We start from the raw sequence: 18450 nt of genomic DNA on the forward strand, positions 1-18450 counted from the left end.
TCGCCGCGTTCGACATATACTGGTGCCAACCCGCACCCACGGAAGGATCGAAGCATGGAAACGCACGCCGCGCATACGCCCGAGCAGATCACGAGCACCATCCAAAGCCTTGCCGCCCAGATCGAGCCCTATGTCATCGGGCAGAGGCGGTATTTCCACGCCCACCCCGAGCTCAGCCTGCAGGAGTTCCAGACCACCGAGGCCATCGTCCGCGAGCTCGACGCCATGGGCATCCCCTACACCCGTCCGCTCGATACGGGGCTCGTGGCGACCCTTGCGGGCACGGCGCCCGACGCCTACGCGGCAGACGGCACCCCGCGCCGGCGCATCCTGCTGCGCGCCGACATCGACGCCCTGCCCGTCACCGAGCGCACCGGAGAGGAGTTCGCGAGCGTGAACGACGGCGTCATGCATGCCTGCGGCCACGACTGCCACATCGCGATGATGCTCGGCGCTCTGCGCATCCTGAGCGCCATGACCGACGACATCCACGGCGAGATCCGCATCGTCTTCCAGCCGTCGGAGGAAAACGGCTCCGGCGCCAAGCTGATGATCGGGGCGGGCGCCTGCGACGGGGTGGACGGCGCCTTCGCCATGCATATCTGGAGCGAGGTCGACGCGGGCACCATCAGCTGCGAGCCGGGCCCGCGCATGGCGAACACCGACTGGTTCCGCATCGACATCGAGGGCACGTCGTGCCACGGCGCCATGCCCCAGCGCGGAGCCGACGCCATCATCGCCGCGGCGGAAATCGTGAACGCGCTCCAGACGATCGTCAGCCGCGACCTCAACCCCTACGAGCCGGCGGTGGTCACCATCGGGGAGATCCACGGCGGCACGGCGCGCAACGTCATCGCCGGGTCCGCATACCTGACGGGCACGGTGCGCACCTACAGCGACGCCGCCCATGACCTCATGCCCGGCTTGATCGAGCGCATCTGCACGCACACGGCGATGGCGCTTGGCGCCGAGGCGAGGCTCACCGACTACACCATCGCCAACTACAAGGTCGAAAACGACGACGAGGCGAGCGTGCGGTGCCGCGAGGCCGTGACCAAGGTGCTCGGCCGGGCGGGCATCGGATCGTATCGCGGAACGCTCTCGGGCGAGGACTTCTCCGAGTACCTGCGCCGCGTGCCCGGCGTGCTCGCGTTCGTGGGAACCCGCAACCCCCAGATCGGCGCCACGTGGGCGCAGCATTCCTGCTACTACAAGGTCGATGAATCGGTCCTGGTGCAAGGCAGCATGCTCGCCGCGCAATACGCCCTCGATTTCCTCGCGGAGTAGCCAGCGGGGCGCCCGAGGCGGCGCCCTGCCCAGGGCGCAAAGAACCGCGCCCGAGCGCCCGGCGGACCGGCATCCATCCCCCTCACCCCAGCCAGCGCGGGGAAGACAGGAAGACGACGTCCGCCTCCGCCCCGGACGGCGGCACACCGGAAAAGAGCAGGCCGGCGTCGCAGGGGTCGGCCAGGCGCACGAGCCAGACCGCCAAAAACGTGCACGCGATCAAGGCGAGAAGCGCCACGCAGGCGCGCCATGCTGCCCGCAGCAACGCATGCCGAGCGCACCGGGCGCCCCCGGTCGCGACGAGCATCGAGGACAGCGCGCCTTGCGCCGCCGCCAGAAGGCCCGCGATCGGAACCATCCAGAACAGCGGATGGAATGCGAGCGCGCAAGCGACGTCGCCGCTCAGAAATGCGAGATACGCCCTCGTCATGCCGCAGCCCGGGCAGGGGACGCCCGTCGCGAAGCGAAAGACGCAGCCGATGCCGGAGACCGTCAACGCGCCCACGGCCAGCACGGCCGCCCCGCACGCGGAAAGGGCCCGGCGGCACGCATCCGCGCCGCCGGGCCCGCGCATGTCGGCCAACCGTCTGACAACGCCCATCATGATTGATAGACGACGCCCGCCCGCGCGTTATACGCGGCGGCGAGCGCGTTCGCGTTCTTCACGATGATGCTCATCGCGACGATGGGCCCCGCGCAGCACAACAGGCATCCGGCGTAGTTCCACACCAGCAGGGTCGTCCCGTTCTCCTTGAACGAAAGGCCGTAGCGCGGGGCGTTTCTCTGCAGGCGGTTGCCGATCTTGTAGTACCACCAGGCCGTATACAGGCCGCCGGTCAGAAGCGACAGGACGATGAACACGGCCATACCCGGCGTCTCCTCGCGATCGCCTCCGCACGTGATATTGGTGTCCTCAGCGATCTCGTGGAGCGCGATGTACCAGTAGACGCCGCACGTCACGATATTGAGCAGCAGGACCATCAGGGTGCTGCGCCTATCGTTCAGGGCCCGCGCACTACCCATGGGCGCGGGAGGCGCGAACCCTCCCGAGGCCGCATATCCTTCCGCACCCCCGGAAAACGGCGTTCCACCATAGCCTTGCTGCTGATACCCCTGCTGGTAGGGCGGCTGCTGGTAGGGCTGGCTGTACGCTTGTCCCGCCTCACCCTGGTACGGCGCGATGTCCGTCGCGCCCGCCTGGGCCTGCGGGGTGGTCGCCGGCATGCCGCACACCGGGCAGTACGCGGAATCTTCAGGTACGGGAGAGCCGCAATTCGGACAGATCATGAGCGTTTCCTTTCCACGTGGTTCAGATTCTCAGCGTCGTGGCGAACCGATGCGCGAAGGGCAGCACGCAGTCATGCTCGGCCTCGTCCTTCCAAGACGGGGCGAAGCGCTGCGCCCAGTACCCGACGGCCCGGTACCGGACGATCGAGCCGCACGAGACGCAAAACGCCGCGAGGCCGACGAGCGTCGCCAAGACGACGTTGGCGCCAAAGCCGCCGATGGGGTCGAACAGGCCCGTCCCCACCATGCCGAACGGAAGCACGTCGAGGGCATCCGATACGAGCGACAACGCCAGGTTGCCCACCATGACCGCCGCGATGGCGGCCAGACCGGGAACCACGGACGCGCAGAACAGCTTTCCCGGCTCCTTGCGGAAGACGGCGAGCACCCCCGCGAGCGAGAACGCGGATTCGAGCCTTCCGGTCACTACCAGATGCATCGTCATCGCGTCGGTGAACATGGTGAGCACCACCGCCAAGCCGATGGCGAGGACATGGAGTGCGATCGAGATGACCCCTGCTATCAGCGAAACAACCGTCCCGAGTACCGAGAACCCCACGCCGTAGGAGTCCCAAAGCAACGTCGCCCCCAAGCCGATGCCCAGAAAGCTCAGCGCCCAGGCGATCAGACCGGGGATGGCGCTCACCACCACCGCGACAAGGTGCAGCGCCCCGCCGAAAAAGCCGAGCGACAGCAATGAGGTGCGCGCGACGGGAGCATCGGCGTCGAAGCCGTGCGGCGCGGAGAGCTCGCGCCCCCAGGCCACCCCGTAGCCACCGCAGCACAAAAGCATGACGACAGAGCATGCGAGTCCCACCGGGCCGATGACGGTCCCGGCCACCGGCAGCGAGGAAGCGAGAACCGAGGCGGCGGCGACCGCGGTGGGAAACAGCGCGCTCCGAACGATGCGGCGCAGGCGGCAGGCGCCGCCCACCGCGTCGTCGATCGCCTGGGCAAGACAGCCTTTCGCGCGAGAGGCGGGCGCCGCCGCCGAGCAGTTCCACCCGGGCATCGACGTCGCCTGCGCCCCGTATCCGCCGGCGAATGCGGCAGACGGGCCTTGCGGGGATGCGCCTCGATTCCGCCCCGCAGGGCCCGAGGGCGGCACCGTGTGCTCGTTCAATCCCCCGTCCGCATCAGCCGCGACGTTGCCCGATCCGCACACGGGGCAAAACCTGTTGCCGTCCGCCACGTACGATCCGCATGCGTTGCACCTCATACCGGTCCCCTTTCGTCTCGTCGGTCCCGCATGTAGGTGCTCAGTATATGTTCTGATTATTTATTTTTGTGTACTATTACTATTTTGCAGCTAATATCGCATTTCTTAACGATATCCGACAAACATCCGACACCCAAGCGCGCCCGCGCGGGTGCAAATCGGGGGACGTACCTCCCGCATGCAAAAATGCATGCGGGAGGTACGTCCCCCGATTTGCACTGCGTCCCCGGCGCACAAGCAAAACCCCGGCGGCAGTTCAGGTCCTGCCGCCGGGGCTTGTCGGATTCACGAATAGGCAGATGGCTTAGAACGCCGCCTGGACGGAGTCGCCGAACGTGTCGGCCAGATACTCCTTGAACTCATCGGTCGTCAGCACGTCGACCAGCGCCTTGATGCGCTCGTCGTCCTCAAGCTCGGGCCTCGTCACGATGACGTTGGCGTACTCGTTCTTGATGACGTCGGAGTCGGCGCTCTCCTGGGCCACGGCGTCCGCCAGCGTCAGGCCGGCGTCGATGGCGTAGTTGCCGTTGATGACCGCGAAGTCCACGTCAGCGAGCGTGGAGGGCAGCATGGCGGCCTCCTGCTCGAGAATCTCGACGTTGTGCGGATTGTCCACGATGTCGTTGGGCGTCGCGGTGATGCCGGCGGACTCGGAGAGCGTGATGACGCCGTGCTCCTGCAGAAGCAGCAGCGCGCGGCCCTCGTTGGTGGCGTCGTTGGGAACCGAGATGGTCGCGCCGTCGGCGATGTTGGCGAGGTCGTCCGACTTGCCGGCGAACACGCCCATCGGCTCGAAGTGGATCTTGCCCACGTTCACGAGGTCGGTGCCATTCTCCTCGTTGTAGTTGTTGAGGTAGTTGATGTGCTGGAAGTAGTTGCAGTCGATCTCGCCGGCGGACACGTCCTGGTTGGGAAGGATGTAGTCGGTGTACTCCTTCACCTCGAGCGTGATGCCCTGCTCGGCGAGCTTATCGGCAGCGAAGTCGTTCAGGATCTCGGCGTGCGGGCTCGGGCTGGCGGCGACGGTCAGCGTCTGCGAGCCGCCCTCGGAAGAAGAGCCGCCGGCGGCCGACGTGTCGCCGGAGGTGCCGCACGCGGCCAGAGATCCGACGCCGACGACAGCTGCCGCGGCGGCGATCAGGGAACGACGGGAGAGAGCGATATTGTTCAACATGATAAATACCTTTCTTGACTGAGGTTGTTGGAGGAGCGGTCGTCGCTAGACGCCGCGGTGGTCGACCTTGCGCGCGGCGATGTCGCACACGCTCTGGATGACCTGCACGATCACCACGAGGATGATGACGGCGACGATCATGACCTCGTCGACGCGACGGTAGTATCCGTAGCGCACGGCGATGTCGCCCAGGCCGCCCGCGCCGATGGCGCCGGCCATGGCGGTGTAACCGAGCACGGAGATGAGCACGACGGCGACGCCGCGCACGATGGAGGGCAGGGCCTCGGGCAAAAGAGCCGAGAACACGATGCGCGCCGTGCTCGCCCCGCACGCCTCGACGGCCTCGACGGACTCGCGCGGCACCTCGGCGAGCGACTGCTCGATCATGCGCGCGATAAAGGGCGACGCGGACAGCACGAGCGGCGGGATGGTGCCCAGGATGCCCGACCCCGTGCCCATGATGAGGCGCGTGAACGGGATGATGAACACCATGAGCACGATGAAGGGGAACGAGCGCAGGATGTTGACGACCCAGCCCAGACCTGCGTTGAGCGCGGGCGCGGGGCGCAAGGAGCCCGGAGCGGTGAGATAGAGCACCACGCCGAGCGCGATGCCGATGATATATGAGATCAGCGTGGGCACGAGCACCATGACGATCGTGCTTCCCGTGCCCTCGACAAGGAGCTCGCCGTACTCGGCGATAAAGGCGTTCGCGGCATCAAGCATCCCAATCAACCCTTTCGAGCAGCACCTTCGCGGCCTGAGAGATGGGGTTGGCGAACACGTCGGCCACGCTCCCCTTCTCGACCACGCGGCCGTGCTCCAACACGACGACATTGCGGCAGATCTTCTCGACGACGCTCATCGCATGCGTGATGACGATGACCGTGACGCCCGTTTTACGGTTGATCTCGCGCAGCAGCTTCAAAATCGTGTTGGTGCTCGCCGGGTCCAGCGCGCTGGTGGCCTCGTCGCACAGGATGTACTCGGGGTCGCACGCGAGCGCGCGGGCGATGGCGACGCGCTGCTGCTGGCCGCCGGACAGCTGCGAGGGGTAGGACGGAGCCTTCTCGCGCAGGCCGACCATGTCGAGCAGGTCGAGGGCATGCGCGCGGTTCTCGGCCGTCACCTTGCCCGTCGCGGCGAGGAACGGGAAGCACACGTTGTCGAGCACGGTCTTTTGGGACAGCAGGCCGAAGTTCTGGAAGATCATGGCCACGCGGCGGCGATAGCTGCGAAGCTCCGCGCCGGACAGGCTCGTCACGTCCTGCCCGTCGACGACGATCTGGCCCGACGAGGGGCGCTCCAGCAGATTGATGCAGCGCACGAGCGTGGACTTGCCGGCACCGCTCATGCCGATGATGCCCATGATGTCGCCGTCGGCGATATCGATGTTGATGTCATCGAGAGCATGCGCGACGCCCGAGGCGCCATCGAACTCTTTGCACAGGTGTTTGATTTGAATCACGAGAAAAACTCCGCCCGATGATGGTTCGCGAACTAAGGCGGGCCGTCTTCTGCCAAAGACGACCTAATGAAGGCGCCCGGTCTCCCCATGCCGGCGGGTTGCGCGCGGCATAGCAAAGTGCCCGGGCGAGGGCATCATCATAACCATCATCATATGTGCGGCATTCGTAAACATGCAAACTACAGTAACAGGGCTACATGTCCGATGCAAGCGCGAAACGGCTGTGAAACAAGAGAACGTGACAGCGAGATAGAGCGACCGGCACCCCGGTGCGACGATCCGCCCCGGGGTGCCGGTCGCTCTATCTCGCTGTTCCGTGCGATGCGCTACTCCGCCGCGGCCTCCTGGGCGCGCTTGTGGCTCGCCGCGTACTCCTCGCGGGTCATGACGTCCTCGATGCGCAGGTTGATGCCCGCCACCTCGAGTCCCGTCATGGCGGCCAGGCGCTCGGTGACGCGCTCCTTAACGTCCTCGAAGATCGCGGGCGCGTACGCGCCGTACTCGATGATGACCGAGATGTTCACGATCACGCGGTTGTCGTCGGTGACCTCGACGGACACGCCCTTCGTCAGGTTCTCGGCGCCCAGCGTCTCCTGCACGAAGTGCATGAGGTTGCCCTTCATGCCGAGCACGTGGGCGGCCTCGCGCGTGGCGATGGCGACGATCTTCTCGATCACGCCGTTGGAGTAGGTCAGCGAATCCTCGGAATCGAGCTCATCGTCGTCGAATTCCCCGTCGTCGGCCACATCGTCGTCCGCTGGCCCCTGTGCGTCGGCGGCGACGACGCCCGTCGTCTCGGCAGCATCGGTCTCGGCCGCCCCCGGCTCACCCGTCTCCACAGCAACCTTGAGCTCGTCGGTCATGGGTGCTCCCCTTTCTGCTTGCGCGGCCGCGCCGCGATCCTGCTACGTTCCGTACGCAAAAGGCAGGCCTAGCGCTTTCCGCCGAATAGCCTGCTGAAGAAGTTGACGATGCCGTTGTCGCCGTCGCGGATCTGGCCCAGCGTGGCGCCCACGCCGGCGAAGACGGCGATGACGATGGTCGACCACAGCCCGATCGTCAGGATGAGGACGGCGAGCACGAACCCGATGAAGCCGTACAGCACCGTGTAATGGTGCGTATCGGCGTATGCCCACAGCGATGCGCCCAGCCCCTTGATGAACCCGACGGCCTGGTCACCGAGGGCGCTTCGCGCGTGTGCGGCCTGCTCGGATGATGCATCGGACGCCGACGCCGCCTGATCGTCAGCCATCGGCTCCTGCTCGATCGTCAGCTTGGGCGCCGCCTTCTTGGCGCCGGAGTGTACGGTATCGCTCACGCTAGACCTCCTTGGTCACGATCGTGGTCTTGCTCGGCAAAAAGCGGATGCGGGCGACGACGCCGGGCGTGCCGAGCAGCGCCTCGCATGCGGTCTCGACACGGTGCTGCATGCGCTGCGCCAACGCGTCGAGCCCCTGGTCGGTAAAGGCGATGGCCTCGACGGTCAAACGGACCTCGTCGCGGCCCTTTCCGGCAACGCGCCCCTCGACCGACTCGATGAGCACGTCATCCTCGCCCGGCGCGGCGCGGCGCGCGGCCGAGGCCAGGGCGGTGAGGCTCACCTCGATATCGGGATTGCCCGCCGGATGCACGCAAGTGATCTCGGGCCGCTCAGCGAGCGTCATGATCGCGACGACCAGGATCCCGAGGCCCGCGATCGCCGCGCACGCGAGCGACGCGACATGTCCCGCGGGCGTGTCGAGCACGCGGTCGATGTGGCCCAACGGCACACCGGTGCGCTCGGCGGCGAACACGCCGCACACCACGATGCCGGCCATGAGGAACAGGACCGCAAGGACCTTCCTGAACGCGCGCATGCGCCAGCCCCCTTCCGAGAGATCGAACGTGAGAACAGCTTAGCAGACGACAAACGCCTCGTGCGATCCGAGTTGCGCCGAGGCGCGAAGCCGCCCCGCTCGCTTTCGTATACCCGAAGGCGCGCGTCCGCCGCGCCCGATCGCAGAATACGCAAAAGCCGGGCCGCGATGTGCGGGCCCGGCTTTCATCATCCACGACGTGGACGAGCGTGCGCTACTCCTCCTCGAGGGCGGCGACGACCTCGTCGGTCATGTTCATGGTGTGGTAGACGTCCTGGACGTCGTCGAGCTCCTCGAGGCGGTCGACGAGGCGCTGGACCTTCTTGGCATCGGTGGGCGTGACATCGGTCGGGGTGGTCGGAACCATGGTGAGCTCGGAACCCTTGACCTCGATGCCCTGCTCCTCGAGACCCTTGGAGACGGCCATGAGGTCGCCCGGGGCGGTCCACACGACCCACTCCTCGCCGGCGTCCTCGTAGTCGTCGCCACCGGCCTCGGCGACGGCCATCATGAACTCCTCCTCGTCGCCCGCGGCGCCGTTGGCCATCATGTTCTCTTTCTTATCGTTGGGGTCGACGATCTCCTTGGCGACGATGACCTGGCCCTTGCGCTCGAACTGGAAGGCGACCGAGCCGCTGGTACCGAGGTTGCCGCCCGCGTGGCTGAACGCGGAGCGGACGTCGGCGGCGGTGCGGTTGCGGTTGTCGGTCAGGCACTCGACGTAGACGGCGACACCCGCGGGACCGTAGCCCTCGTAGACGATGTTCTCGTACACGGCGGCGTCGGCACCGGTGCCGAACGCCTTGTCGATAGCGCTCTTGATCTTGTCCTTGGGCATGGACTGAGCCTTGGCCTTGGCGACAGCGGCGGCAAGGGAGGCGTTGTTATCGGGATTGGGGTCGTTGCCCAGGCGGGCGGCGACGGTGATGTTACGGGAAAGCTTGGAGAAGAGCGCGGAGCGCTTAGCGTCCTGCGCGCCCTTGCGGTGCTTGGTGGTGGCCCACTTAGAATGTCCGGACATGCGAGACTCCTTCGTACTTACGCGAGCCGGCGACGCGCGGTGCGCAGGGCCGACCTTTAGAAACACACGGACGGTATGATATACCGAATGGCGGACGCGAAAAAGCCCCCTTGCCCATGGCCACGCAATGAGCACGCAAGCACATGCACATCGGGGACGTACCTCCCGCATGCAAACTCGGGGACGTACCTCCCGCTTGCACTATTGCAAATCGGGGACGTACCTTCAGCGTGCACGCTTGCGCAGAGGGAGACGGCTCCGTAAAACCGCTTCGAAGAGGATACTGGCTCCTGCCGGCTTTTTTCGCGGTCGTAAAACTGGCTACATGACCTCTTCCGATGGCCCCTCACCCGTTTTAGGGGATCGCGCGCCGTTTTGAGAGGGCCCTCCCCCGGAATCCGCCGCGACATACAAGCAGATACGGCGAAGGCCTGTCCCCCTCGTGCAAAAGTGCACGCCGAAGGTACGTCCCCGAGTTTGCAGAAGTGCACGCCGAAGGTACGTCCCCGATTTGCATTTTGAACGTGAGCTTTTCGGTCGCATTTTTGGTCTGCTACAGGGCAAAACGTTGCTTGCAAAAATTTGAAAAAAGACCCTTGCATCTCGCTGGGCACATGGATATGATGCAGTGCCATCCACAGGGGCATGCGCGAGCCCCCGTGGCCCTAGTTTTTGTTTTTCTCGCCAAAAGCACCAGCTTTTGACCGTGGGAAGGATGGGGATTATGGGAACGCAGAACCCCGCGTCGCCGCAGGAAGCGGCAAGCACGGATTCGGGTGTGCACCTACAACCCGGACGTGCGAACCAGGCCGGAGACGAATCCGGCAATCTTATCGAGACAATCAGAACATCGACGATCGACCAGACGCTCGCCATGCTCGGCGTCGGCGCCGGCGGCCTCCCGTCCACGGAGGCGACGGCACGTCAGCAGCGCTATGGCAAGAATCTGATCGAATCCGGCAAGAAACGCTCGCCCATCATCGCGTTTCTGTCCAACTTCACCCACCTCATGGCCATACTGCTATGGGTGGCGGGCATCATCGCGTTCATCGCGGGCCTGCCCGAGCTGGGCGTTGCCGTATGGCTCGTCAACATCATCAACGGCGTCTTCAGCTTCTGGCAGGAATATCGCGCAAGCCAGGCGACCGAGGCGCTCAAGAAGATGCTGCCCGCCTACACCAACGTCATCCGCGACGGACAGGAGCAGAAGGTGCTCGCGGAGGACCTCGTCCCCGGCGACATCATGCTTCTGGCGGAAGGCGACAAGATCTCGGCCGACGCCCGCGTGATCGCGAGCTCGGATCTGCAGGTGAACCAATCCACGTTGAACGGCGAGTCCAACCCTTCGCGCAAAACCTCGGACGCCGTCCTCGAGGAAGGGCTCTCCGCAGCCGAGATCCCCAACCTCGTCTTCGCCGGCACGAGCGTGTCGGAGGGCAACGGCCGCGCCGTGGTGATCCGCATCGGCATGGACACCGAGTTCGGCAAGATCGCGAGCCTGACCCAGAACATGGAGGACGTCGAGAGCCCGCTGCAGCGCGACCTCGACCGCCTCACCAAGCAGGTCACCGTCTTCGCCATGTGCATGGGCGTCATCTTCTTCTCCCTCTCCATGTTCGTCGTACATGAACCCTTCGCGCAGTCGTTCATCTTCGCGCTCGGCATGGTCGTCGCCTTCATCCCCGAGGGCCTGCTGCCCACCGTGACGCTGTCGCTCGCCATGGCGGTGCAGCGCATGAGCCGCCGCAACGCCCTCGTCAAGAAGCTCAACTCCGTCGAGGCGCTGGGCTCCACGAGCGTCATCTGCACGGACAAGACCGGCACGCTCACCCAAAACGAGATGACGGTCAACCACCTGTGGACCGCGTCGCGCGAGTACGAGATCACCGGCGTGGGCTATGCGCCCGAAGGCGCCATCGAGGCGGGCGGGACGACGTATCGCGCCGTCGACGACCCCGATCTGGAGCTTTTGCTGGAAGGCGGGCTCCTGTGCGGCAACGCGCGCCTGCACGCCCCCGAAGAGGAGGGCAAGCGCTACGAGGTCTACGGGGACCCGACCGAGGCCTGCCTGATCGTGTCCGCCCAGAAGGGCGGCATCGACCCCGCCGAGCTGGAGAGCCGCATGCCGCGCGTGAAGGAGCTGCCCTTCGAGAGCCGCCGCAAGCGCATGACGACCGTCCACAGCCTGGAGGACCCCATCGACGGGGCGACGCGCATCGCCTTCACGAAGGGCGCCCCCAACGAGGTCGTGCGCCTGGCGGACAAGATCCGCGTGGACGGACGCGTCGTGCCCATGACCGACGAGCTGCGCGCCCGCATCATGGACGCCAACGACTCCTACGCCGCCGACGGCCTGCGCGTGCTCGCCGTGGCCTATCGTCCCCTCGGCGCCGAAGCGGAGCGCCAGGGCGTGCCCGCGTCCATGAGCGCCTACACGCCCGAGACCATCGAATGCCACCTCACCTTCGTGGGCCTCGAGGTCATGATGGACCCGCCGCGCCCCGAGGTCGCCGCGGCCGTCGCCGAGTGCCGTCGCGCCGGCATCCGCATCGTCATGATCACCGGCGACTACGGCCTGACCGCCGCGAGCATCGCCCGACGCATCGGCATCGTCGACGGGGGCGACCTGTCGGTCATCTCGGGCTTCGAGCTCTCGAAGATGAGCGACGACGAGCTGAAGGAAAAGCTCGCCGGGCAGGTGGTCTTCGCCCGCATGGCGCCCGAGCAGAAGCTTCGCGTCGTCACCGCCCTGCAGGAGATGGGCGAGATCGTGGCGGTCACCGGCGACGGCGTGAACGATGCGCCGGCGCTCAAGAAGGCCGACATCGGCGTCGCCATGGGCGTGGCCGGCACGGACGTGGCCAAGGAGGCCGCGGACATGATCCTGACCGACGACAACTTCGCCTCGATCGTGGCGGCCATCGAGGAGGGCCGCGCGGTGTACAGCAACATCCGCAAGTTCCTCCTCTACATCCTGAACTCCAACGCGCCCGAGGCCGTGCCGAACGCCGTGTACCTGCTGTCCGGCGGCGCCGTGCCCCTGCCGCTGACCACCATGCAGATCCTGACCATCGACCTGGGCACCGATATGCTGCCCGCTCTGGGTCTTGGCACCGAGCCGCCCGAGGGCACCGTCATGGACCAGCCCCCGCGCGACCCCAACGAGCGCCTGCTCAACCCGCGCGTGCTCGTGAAGGCCTTCCTGTGGTACGGCCTCATGGGGTCGATCGCGGCGATGATCGGCTACTTCCTGGTCAACATCCTGAACGGCTGGCCCGCCGTGCCGCTCGCCGGCATCGGCAACGACGCCGACCCGGTCTACATCCAGGCCACGACCATGACGCTCGCGGGCATCGTGTTCGCCCAGATCGGCCAGGTCATGAACTGCCGCACCGAGAAGACCTCGGTATTCAAGATCGGGCTGCTCGCCAACCGCCAGATCGTCATCGGCATCGTGTTCGAAGTCGCCCTCATCGTGTTTTTGACGGTGTTCCCGCCGTTCCAGAGCGTGTTCCACACCGCTCCGCTCGCCTGGCAGGACTATGTCTTCCTCTGCTGCATCCCGCCGGTGGTCATCGCCATCGAGGAGGCGCGCAAGGCCTGGCTTCGCCGCCGCGACGCCCGGCGCGCCGCGCGGCAGGCGTAGAGGCGCACACCGGGTTTTCGGGATTTCCCTTATGCAACGCGGGGAGCCGCGCTCCCCGTCTTTTGAAAGGTGATGAAGATGAACGTGATCGTTGTAGGAGTCGGGTTTCTGGGCTCCGGCCTGGCCGAGCGCCTGTCTCGCCAAGGCTTCGAGGTGACCGTCGTCGACCGCGACCGGGCGGCACTCGACGCGCTCAGCCCCTCGTTTACCGGCAAGAAGGTCTGCGGCGTGGGCTTCGACCGCAGCGTGCTCGAGGAGGCCGGCATCATGCGCACCAGCGCGCTGGTCTCGTGCATGGGCTCCGACGAGGCCAATATCGTGGTCGCCCATGTGGCGCGCAGCATGTTCCGCGTGCCCCGCGTCATCGCGCGCCTGCACGACCTGTCCAAGGCCGAGACCTACCGCAGGCTCGATATCCAGACCATCTCCCCTAACGACTGGGGCATCTCGCGCATCTGCGAGCTGCTGACCTACCAGCAGCTTGACGGCGTCTACGACATCGGCTCGGGCGACGTGCGCCTGGTGCGCGCGGACATCCCGGCGCTGCTCGACGGCTCCACCGTCCGCGAGCTCACCGCCATAGGCGAGGTCCAGATCATCGGCATCTCGCGCAACAACGAGACATTCATACCGACCCAAGGCACCGTGCTCGCCAACGGCGACATCATCTACGCCGCCGTCACGTCCTCGGCGAGCCGCAAGTTCAAGCAGATGCTCGGCATCGGAGAGTAGGCGATACTATGCAGATCATCATTGCGGGCGGCGGAAAGATCGGCGCCCATCTGGCATCGCAGCTGTGCGCCGACGGCGAGACCGTCACGATCATCGAGCAGCGCGCCGAGGCGGTGGAGCGCCTGCGCCGCTCCTGCCCCGATTGCACCATCATCGAGCAGAGCGCCTCGAACCCGCGCGTGCTCGAGCGCGCCGGTGTGCACATGGCCGACGTCGTCGCCGCGGTCACCGGCCAAGACGAGGTCAACCTCGTGATCTCCATGCTGGCCAAGATGGAGTTCTCGGTGCCACGCGTCGTCGCGCGCGTCAACGACCCGGCAAACGCCTGGATGTTCACGCCGGTCAACGGCGTGGATGTCGGCGTGAACCAAGCAGAGATCATCACCCGCTTCATTCGCGAGGGCATGAGCCTGCGCGACATGCTCACCCTGATGAAGCTCGGCCGCGACGAGCACAGCATCGTGCAGACCACGGTCAAGCCAGGCTCGAAGGTGGAGGGCATGCCGCTTTCCCAGATCACCTTCCCCGATCAGACGATCGTGGTCGCCGTCGACCATAACGGCGACCTGATCGTGCCGAACGGGCGCACCGTCCTGCGCGCGGGCGACGAGACCGTCCTGTTCTGCAGCCGGGAGGGGCGCGACGAGATCCGCCGCATGTTCGCGTAGCGTAGCCGCTGGCCGCAAAAAGGCGGCGGCGCGTTTTGGGACGGACCCAAAACGCGCCGCCGCATCTCCTGCTTACGGGCCATGTGGGGATGGGTTGGAACGAACCCGTCCCCACATGGCCCCTTCGGCGTTCTAGAGGTAGGAGCGCTGCGGGCGCTTGGCGCGCAGCGCGTAGACCAGCAGCACGACGCCCGCGACCACCAGCGGCACGCTCAGCAGCTGCCCCATGGTGATGACGCCGCCGAACAGGTAGCCCAGCTGCGCATCGGGCACGCGCACGAACTCGACGAGGATGCGCGCGACGCCGTACCACGTGATGAACACGCCCATGAAGGTGCCCTGCGGCAGCAGTGGCTTCTTCCGCGAGAGCACCTGCATGAAGATGAACAGCAGCACGCCCTCGAGCAGCGCCTCGTAGAGCTGCGACGGATGGCGCGCGACGTCTCCCCCGCTCTCGAAGACCACGCCCCAGGGCAGATCGGTCGGCTTGCCCCACAGCTCGCCGTTGACGAAGTTGGCGCAGCGGCCCAGGCACAGGGCGATCGGCGCGCCGATGACGGCGAGGTCGGCGATGGTCCATGCGGAGAGCTTGCACAGACGGCAGCCGATGATGCCGCCGATGATGCCGCCGACAAGGCCTCCGTGGAAGCTCATGCCGCCATGGTTGGTCGCCAGGATCTCGAGCGGGTGCTCGAAATAATACCCTTCGCCGTAAAACACGATGTAGAACAGGCGGGCGCCGATCAGAAGACCGAACACCACGCCGATGACGACGGTCATCAGGTCGTCGACGGAGATATCGAACCCCCAGCGCTTCTGCGTGCGGTACATGACGACGCCCGTCAGAATCGCTCCGAACACATAGGCGAGGCCGTACCAGTAGATGGTGATCGGACCGGCGGAAAACGCGATGGGGTTGAGGCTGTGGTACAGCTCGTTGAGCACGATGCCCCTCCTGAAGGTCGCAAACGGTGGATAGGACTGACGCTAAGGGCGGATGCGCGCCCCAAACAGCAAGAGGGCCGCGCGCGGCGGCCCCGGGATTGCTGCGATGCGCTCGATTAGAACGGCGCGTACTCGTCGTAGACGTCGGACATGCCCGGCATCTCGTTGACGGCGACCACGCGCGTCACGCCCGGCACATGCTCCTTCAGGATGCGCTCGATGCCCATGGAGAGCGTGAGCTGGCTCATCGGGCAGCCGGCGCAATGGCCGGTGAGCTCGAGCGAGACCACGCCGTCCTCGTCGACGCCGTGATATTCCATATCGCCGCCGTCGGCCTGAAGGTTGGGGCGGATTTCCTCGAGCACGGCAAGCAGCAGCTTCTCATTAACAGCCACAGGGGGCTCCTTTCATACCAAGTACATGCGAGGTTATGGTACTACAAGCTCTTACCCAACGTTGAGTATGTACATACTCTTACCAACGATGACTATGCACTTACTCGATGCGCGGCCAGCGCCCTTCGGAACGGAACCTCGCGTTAGCCCATAAGGCCCGTGGCGACTGTGGCGAGGGCGACGATGACGCCCACGATGGACTCGCCTCCCAAGATGCCCGAGGCCACCACGACGCCCGTCTCCTCGGCGGCCTCGTCGTCGGCCCCGCGCGCCGCGCAGACCCGGTCGTAGACCCAGCGCACCACCGCGCCGAGCACCGTGGAGATGGACATGTAGAACGGCAGGTAGACGCCCAGGCCGATCATCATCGACGGAATGCCCGCGACGTAGAGGACGGCGCCCACCGCAAGCCCGATGACGAACGCCGGCACGCTCGGGATGCCCGAGACCATCGTCGCGACCACGTTGGCCTGCGCGGACACGAACAGCGCGTCGGTTCCGAACGCCTCGGGGCCGTAGGCGGTGACGAGCGCGACCATGACCGCGACCGCCACGAACGTGCCCAGCACGGCGCCAATCGCCTGGCCGAACCACATGGAGCGCGGGCTCGTGCCAATGATCTGGCCGGTCTTGAAATCGCTCATGACATCGCCCGCAAGGCCGCACGCGACCGCGATGACGCCGGCGACGAAAAAGAGCTGCACCTCGGTCGCCTCGGAGAAGGCCGCCACGAACAGCAAGACGATGAGGCCGAAGATCTCCATGGGATCGATGCCGGACTGGCCGACCGACTGCGCGCTCATGATGGCGCACACGAAGGAGAGCAGCACGACGACCATGGCGACCAGCGGGCTCAGCCCCAGCACGAAGCAGGCGACGAGCGCGGCGGAGGCGGCCATGAGGGCGAGGACGCCCGCGTCGTAGCGCGAGATGAGGCGGGAGATGAAGCCGTCCCCGCGCGCGCTGCGGCCGCTGCCGGACGCGCGGGCGCCGCGAACGAGCGGCAGCGCGATGTCGCGCACGACCACGCCCGCGCCCGATCCCATCATGAGGCCCATGCCTAGACTGCTCACGATGCCCTGGGCGGTCGGGACGTCCCACACGCCCAGCATGCTACCGCCCGTCACGATGCCGAACCAGCCCACGACCGCGCCGACGGCCCAGTAGATGATCGAGCGTCGACCGGCCAAAAACCCGACGGCCCAGCGCATGGGCGACATCTGGATGCCGAACGCCACGCCCGGAACCGGCAGCTGCGCCACCAGCGACGGCATGAGGCCGAGCACGTCGCGCACGACGCACCATGCCCCCGCGATCGCCATGGACCCGAACAGCTTCTTGCCCGTCGAGCCGCCGGCGCGGCTCGCAAGCAGCGTCTCGGCCGCAGCCACGCCGATGGGGTACTCCAGGTCGGACTCCTCGACGAAATGACGCTGGATAAGAGCCGTGCACACCAGGCCGAGCAGGGTGCCGGCAAGCGCCACGGCGAGCATCTCGATCCAGCTCACCTCGTCGACGAGCCCCAGCATCCAAGCGCCGGGGATGGTGAACGCCAGGCCGCCGGCGACCATGGAGCCCGCCGACATGATGACCTGCGTGATATTCGCTTCGTTCAGACTGGTGCGCCCCACCGCGCGCAACAGCACCAGCGCGGTGATGGACGTGAAGATCGTCGGCCACGGAAGCGACCCCATCTTGAGTGCCGTGTAGACCGATGAGGCCGTGATGATGACGCAGCCGATGCAGCCGATCAGGATGCCGGCCAGCGACAATTGCCCGCGCAGAGCAGCGCGGTCGCTCGTAGAGCTCATGTTGTTCTCCTTCGTATATCCGCTCCCCCTCGTACCGGGAAGTCGGGTTACGGCTCGGACGCATGAATTATACAATGGTGCAACAGAAACGGAAGTCCCGCCCGTGCACTTCGGCGGGCCGCCATACATGAGCAAAGGAGCGCCATGGATACCGTGCTGACCGTCGATGTGGGCAATACGACCACGCGGTTCGGGCTGTTCGCCGTCGAGGGGGGCGACAAGGCGCCCGAGTTGCTCGGCTCCTGCGAGCTCACCACCCAGCAGCCCCTCACCTTCGACGAGGCGCGCATCCAGATCGCCCATGCGCTGTCGCTGCTGCCGGATCGCGCCCCGACCGGCTCGATTCTTTCCTGCGTGGTCCCCGCGCTGCAGGACACCTGGCGCCGCGCGCTGGGGGCCGACGGACGCGCGCGGCCGCTCGTGGTCGGCCCCGGCCTGAAATCTGGCGTGCGTATGAACTACGACGACCCCTCCGAGATCGGACCCGATCGCGTGGCCGACGTGGTCGCCGCGCGCGCCTCCTACGGCGCGCCCGCCATCGTCATCGATCTGGGAACGACGACGAACTTCGAGGCGATCGACGAGGGCGGCGCGTTCGTCGGTGGCATCATCGCGCCGGGCGTGGCCCTCGGCGCCCGCTCGCTCACGCAGGCCGCCGCGCGCCTGCCCATGATCGAGCTGCGCGCGCCCAAGCGGGTCGTCGGCCGCAACACGCGCTCGGCCATGCAATCGGGCGTCGTGCTCGGCGAGGTCGCGCGCATCGACGGCCTGCTCGACGCTATGATCGCCGAGCTCGGGCTGTCAGACGAGGCGGCCCTCGTCATCACCGGCGACGGCGCCGAGACAATCGCGGCGCTGCTGCGCCATCGGACGGTCGTGGACGACACGCTCACCCTGCGCGGCCTCGCGCTGCTGTGGGTCGCGAACCGCAGGTAGGACAG

The 18450-nt window shown here is 66.3% G+C and carries 18 protein-coding genes; 5 read left to right on the plus strand and 13 right to left on the minus strand.

Annotation, left to right across the window (positions count from 1 at the left end):
* Nucleotides 1–54: 54 nt before the first annotated feature.
* A complete protein-coding gene (locus tag BN3789_RS01840; RefSeq protein ID WP_066829210.1) occupies nt 55–1287 on the plus strand; it encodes an amidohydrolase in 1233 nt (410 codons plus the stop codon).
* 82 nt (nt 1288–1369) lie between these two features.
* Here BN3789_RS01840 and BN3789_RS01845 read toward each other — a convergent pair whose 3' ends face one another.
* The 10 genes from BN3789_RS01845 to BN3789_RS01890 all read right to left on the minus strand — a co-directional run bounded on the left by BN3789_RS01845 (nt 1370) and on the right by BN3789_RS01890 (nt 9312).
* Nucleotides 1370–1861 carry a DUF2752 domain-containing protein gene (locus BN3789_RS01845; RefSeq protein WP_066829212.1) on the minus strand — a complete coding sequence of 164 codons (492 nt, stop codon included), beginning with the start codon at nt 1859–1861 and terminating at the stop codon, nt 1370–1372.
* Nucleotides 1862–1887: 26 nt separating this feature from the next.
* On the minus strand, nt 1888–2574 hold the full coding sequence (locus BN3789_RS01850; protein ID WP_066829214.1) for a DUF4234 domain-containing protein: 687 nt from the start codon (nt 2572–2574) through the stop codon (nt 1888–1890).
* A gap of 22 nt (nt 2575–2596) precedes the next feature.
* On the minus strand, nt 2597–3793 hold the full coding sequence (locus BN3789_RS01855; RefSeq protein ID WP_066829217.1) for a DUF4013 domain-containing protein: 1197 nt from the start codon (nt 3791–3793) through the stop codon (nt 2597–2599).
* Nucleotides 3794–4097: 304 nt separating this feature from the next.
* The gene (locus BN3789_RS01860; RefSeq protein WP_066829220.1) at nt 4098–4967 is read right to left on the minus strand and encodes a MetQ/NlpA family ABC transporter substrate-binding protein; all 870 of its coding nucleotides are present in this window, start codon (nt 4965–4967) and stop codon (nt 4098–4100) included.
* A 45-nt stretch (nt 4968–5012) separates the two neighbouring features.
* The gene (locus tag BN3789_RS01865; RefSeq protein WP_066829224.1) at nt 5013–5693 is read right to left on the minus strand and encodes a methionine ABC transporter permease; all 681 of its coding nucleotides are present in this window, start codon (nt 5691–5693) and stop codon (nt 5013–5015) included.
* Nucleotides 5686–6435: a methionine ABC transporter ATP-binding protein gene (locus BN3789_RS01870; protein WP_066829226.1), complete on the minus strand. Its 750-nt coding sequence runs from the start codon at nt 6433–6435 to the stop codon at nt 5686–5688. Before BN3789_RS01870 ends, BN3789_RS01865 begins: the two co-directional genes overlap by 8 nt.
* Before the next feature lie 326 nt (nt 6436–6761).
* Nucleotides 6762–7298, minus strand: coding sequence for an Asp23/Gls24 family envelope stress response protein (locus tag BN3789_RS01875; protein ID WP_066829235.1), 537 nt, complete (start codon nt 7296–7298; stop codon nt 6762–6764).
* A 68-nt stretch (nt 7299–7366) separates the two neighbouring features.
* Nucleotides 7367–7753, minus strand: coding sequence for a DUF2273 domain-containing protein (locus BN3789_RS01880; protein WP_229254129.1), 387 nt, complete (start codon nt 7751–7753; stop codon nt 7367–7369).
* Nucleotide 7754: 1 nt separating this feature from the next.
* Nucleotides 7755–8291: a hypothetical protein gene (locus BN3789_RS01885; RefSeq protein ID WP_066829238.1), complete on the minus strand. Its 537-nt coding sequence runs from the start codon at nt 8289–8291 to the stop codon at nt 7755–7757.
* A gap of 214 nt (nt 8292–8505) precedes the next feature.
* Entirely contained in the window at nt 8506–9312 is an 807-nt protein-coding gene (locus BN3789_RS01890; protein WP_066829240.1) for a YebC/PmpR family DNA-binding transcriptional regulator, read from the minus strand.
* 724 nt (nt 9313–10036) lie between these two features.
* Here BN3789_RS01890 and BN3789_RS01895 point away from each other — a divergent pair.
* The 3 genes from BN3789_RS01895 (at nt 10037) to BN3789_RS01905 (ending at nt 14358) form a co-directional block, all read left to right on the plus strand.
* Complete coding sequence (locus BN3789_RS01895) at nt 10037–12958, plus strand: cation-translocating P-type ATPase (RefSeq protein ID WP_079989020.1); 2922 nt, start codon at nt 10037–10039, stop codon at nt 12956–12958.
* Between the two features lie 78 nt (nt 12959–13036).
* On the plus strand, nt 13037–13690 hold the full coding sequence (locus BN3789_RS01900; protein WP_066829243.1) for a potassium channel family protein: 654 nt from the start codon (nt 13037–13039) through the stop codon (nt 13688–13690).
* Nucleotides 13691–13698: 8 nt separating this feature from the next.
* Nucleotides 13699–14358 (plus strand): potassium channel family protein, encoded by a 660-nt coding sequence (locus BN3789_RS01905; RefSeq protein ID WP_066829248.1) that lies wholly within the window; start codon nt 13699–13701, stop codon nt 14356–14358.
* A 132-nt stretch (nt 14359–14490) separates the two neighbouring features.
* Here BN3789_RS01905 and lgt read toward each other — a convergent pair whose 3' ends face one another.
* From lgt to BN3789_RS01920, 3 genes are all read right to left on the minus strand, one after another.
* Entirely contained in the window at nt 14491–15303 is an 813-nt protein-coding gene (gene lgt, locus BN3789_RS01910; protein WP_066829249.1) for a prolipoprotein diacylglyceryl transferase, read from the minus strand.
* Nucleotides 15304–15419: 116 nt separating this feature from the next.
* Complete coding sequence (locus BN3789_RS01915) at nt 15420–15698, minus strand: NifU family protein (RefSeq protein WP_066829251.1); 279 nt, start codon at nt 15696–15698, stop codon at nt 15420–15422.
* A 143-nt stretch (nt 15699–15841) separates the two neighbouring features.
* Nucleotides 15842–17509 carry an OPT/YSL family transporter gene (locus BN3789_RS01920; protein WP_066829254.1) on the minus strand — a complete coding sequence of 556 codons (1668 nt, stop codon included), beginning with the start codon at nt 17507–17509 and terminating at the stop codon, nt 15842–15844.
* 144 nt (nt 17510–17653) lie between these two features.
* Here BN3789_RS01920 and BN3789_RS01925 point away from each other — a divergent pair, with 144 nt between their 5' ends.
* On the plus strand, nt 17654–18445 hold the full coding sequence (locus tag BN3789_RS01925; RefSeq protein ID WP_066829257.1) for a type III pantothenate kinase: 792 nt from the start codon (nt 17654–17656) through the stop codon (nt 18443–18445).
* Nucleotides 18446–18450: the final 5 nt, after the last annotated feature.

Source organism: Collinsella ihumii, from assembly GCF_900046475.1.
Taxonomy (GTDB): Bacteria; Actinomycetota; Coriobacteriia; order Coriobacteriales; family Coriobacteriaceae; genus Collinsella; species Collinsella ihumii.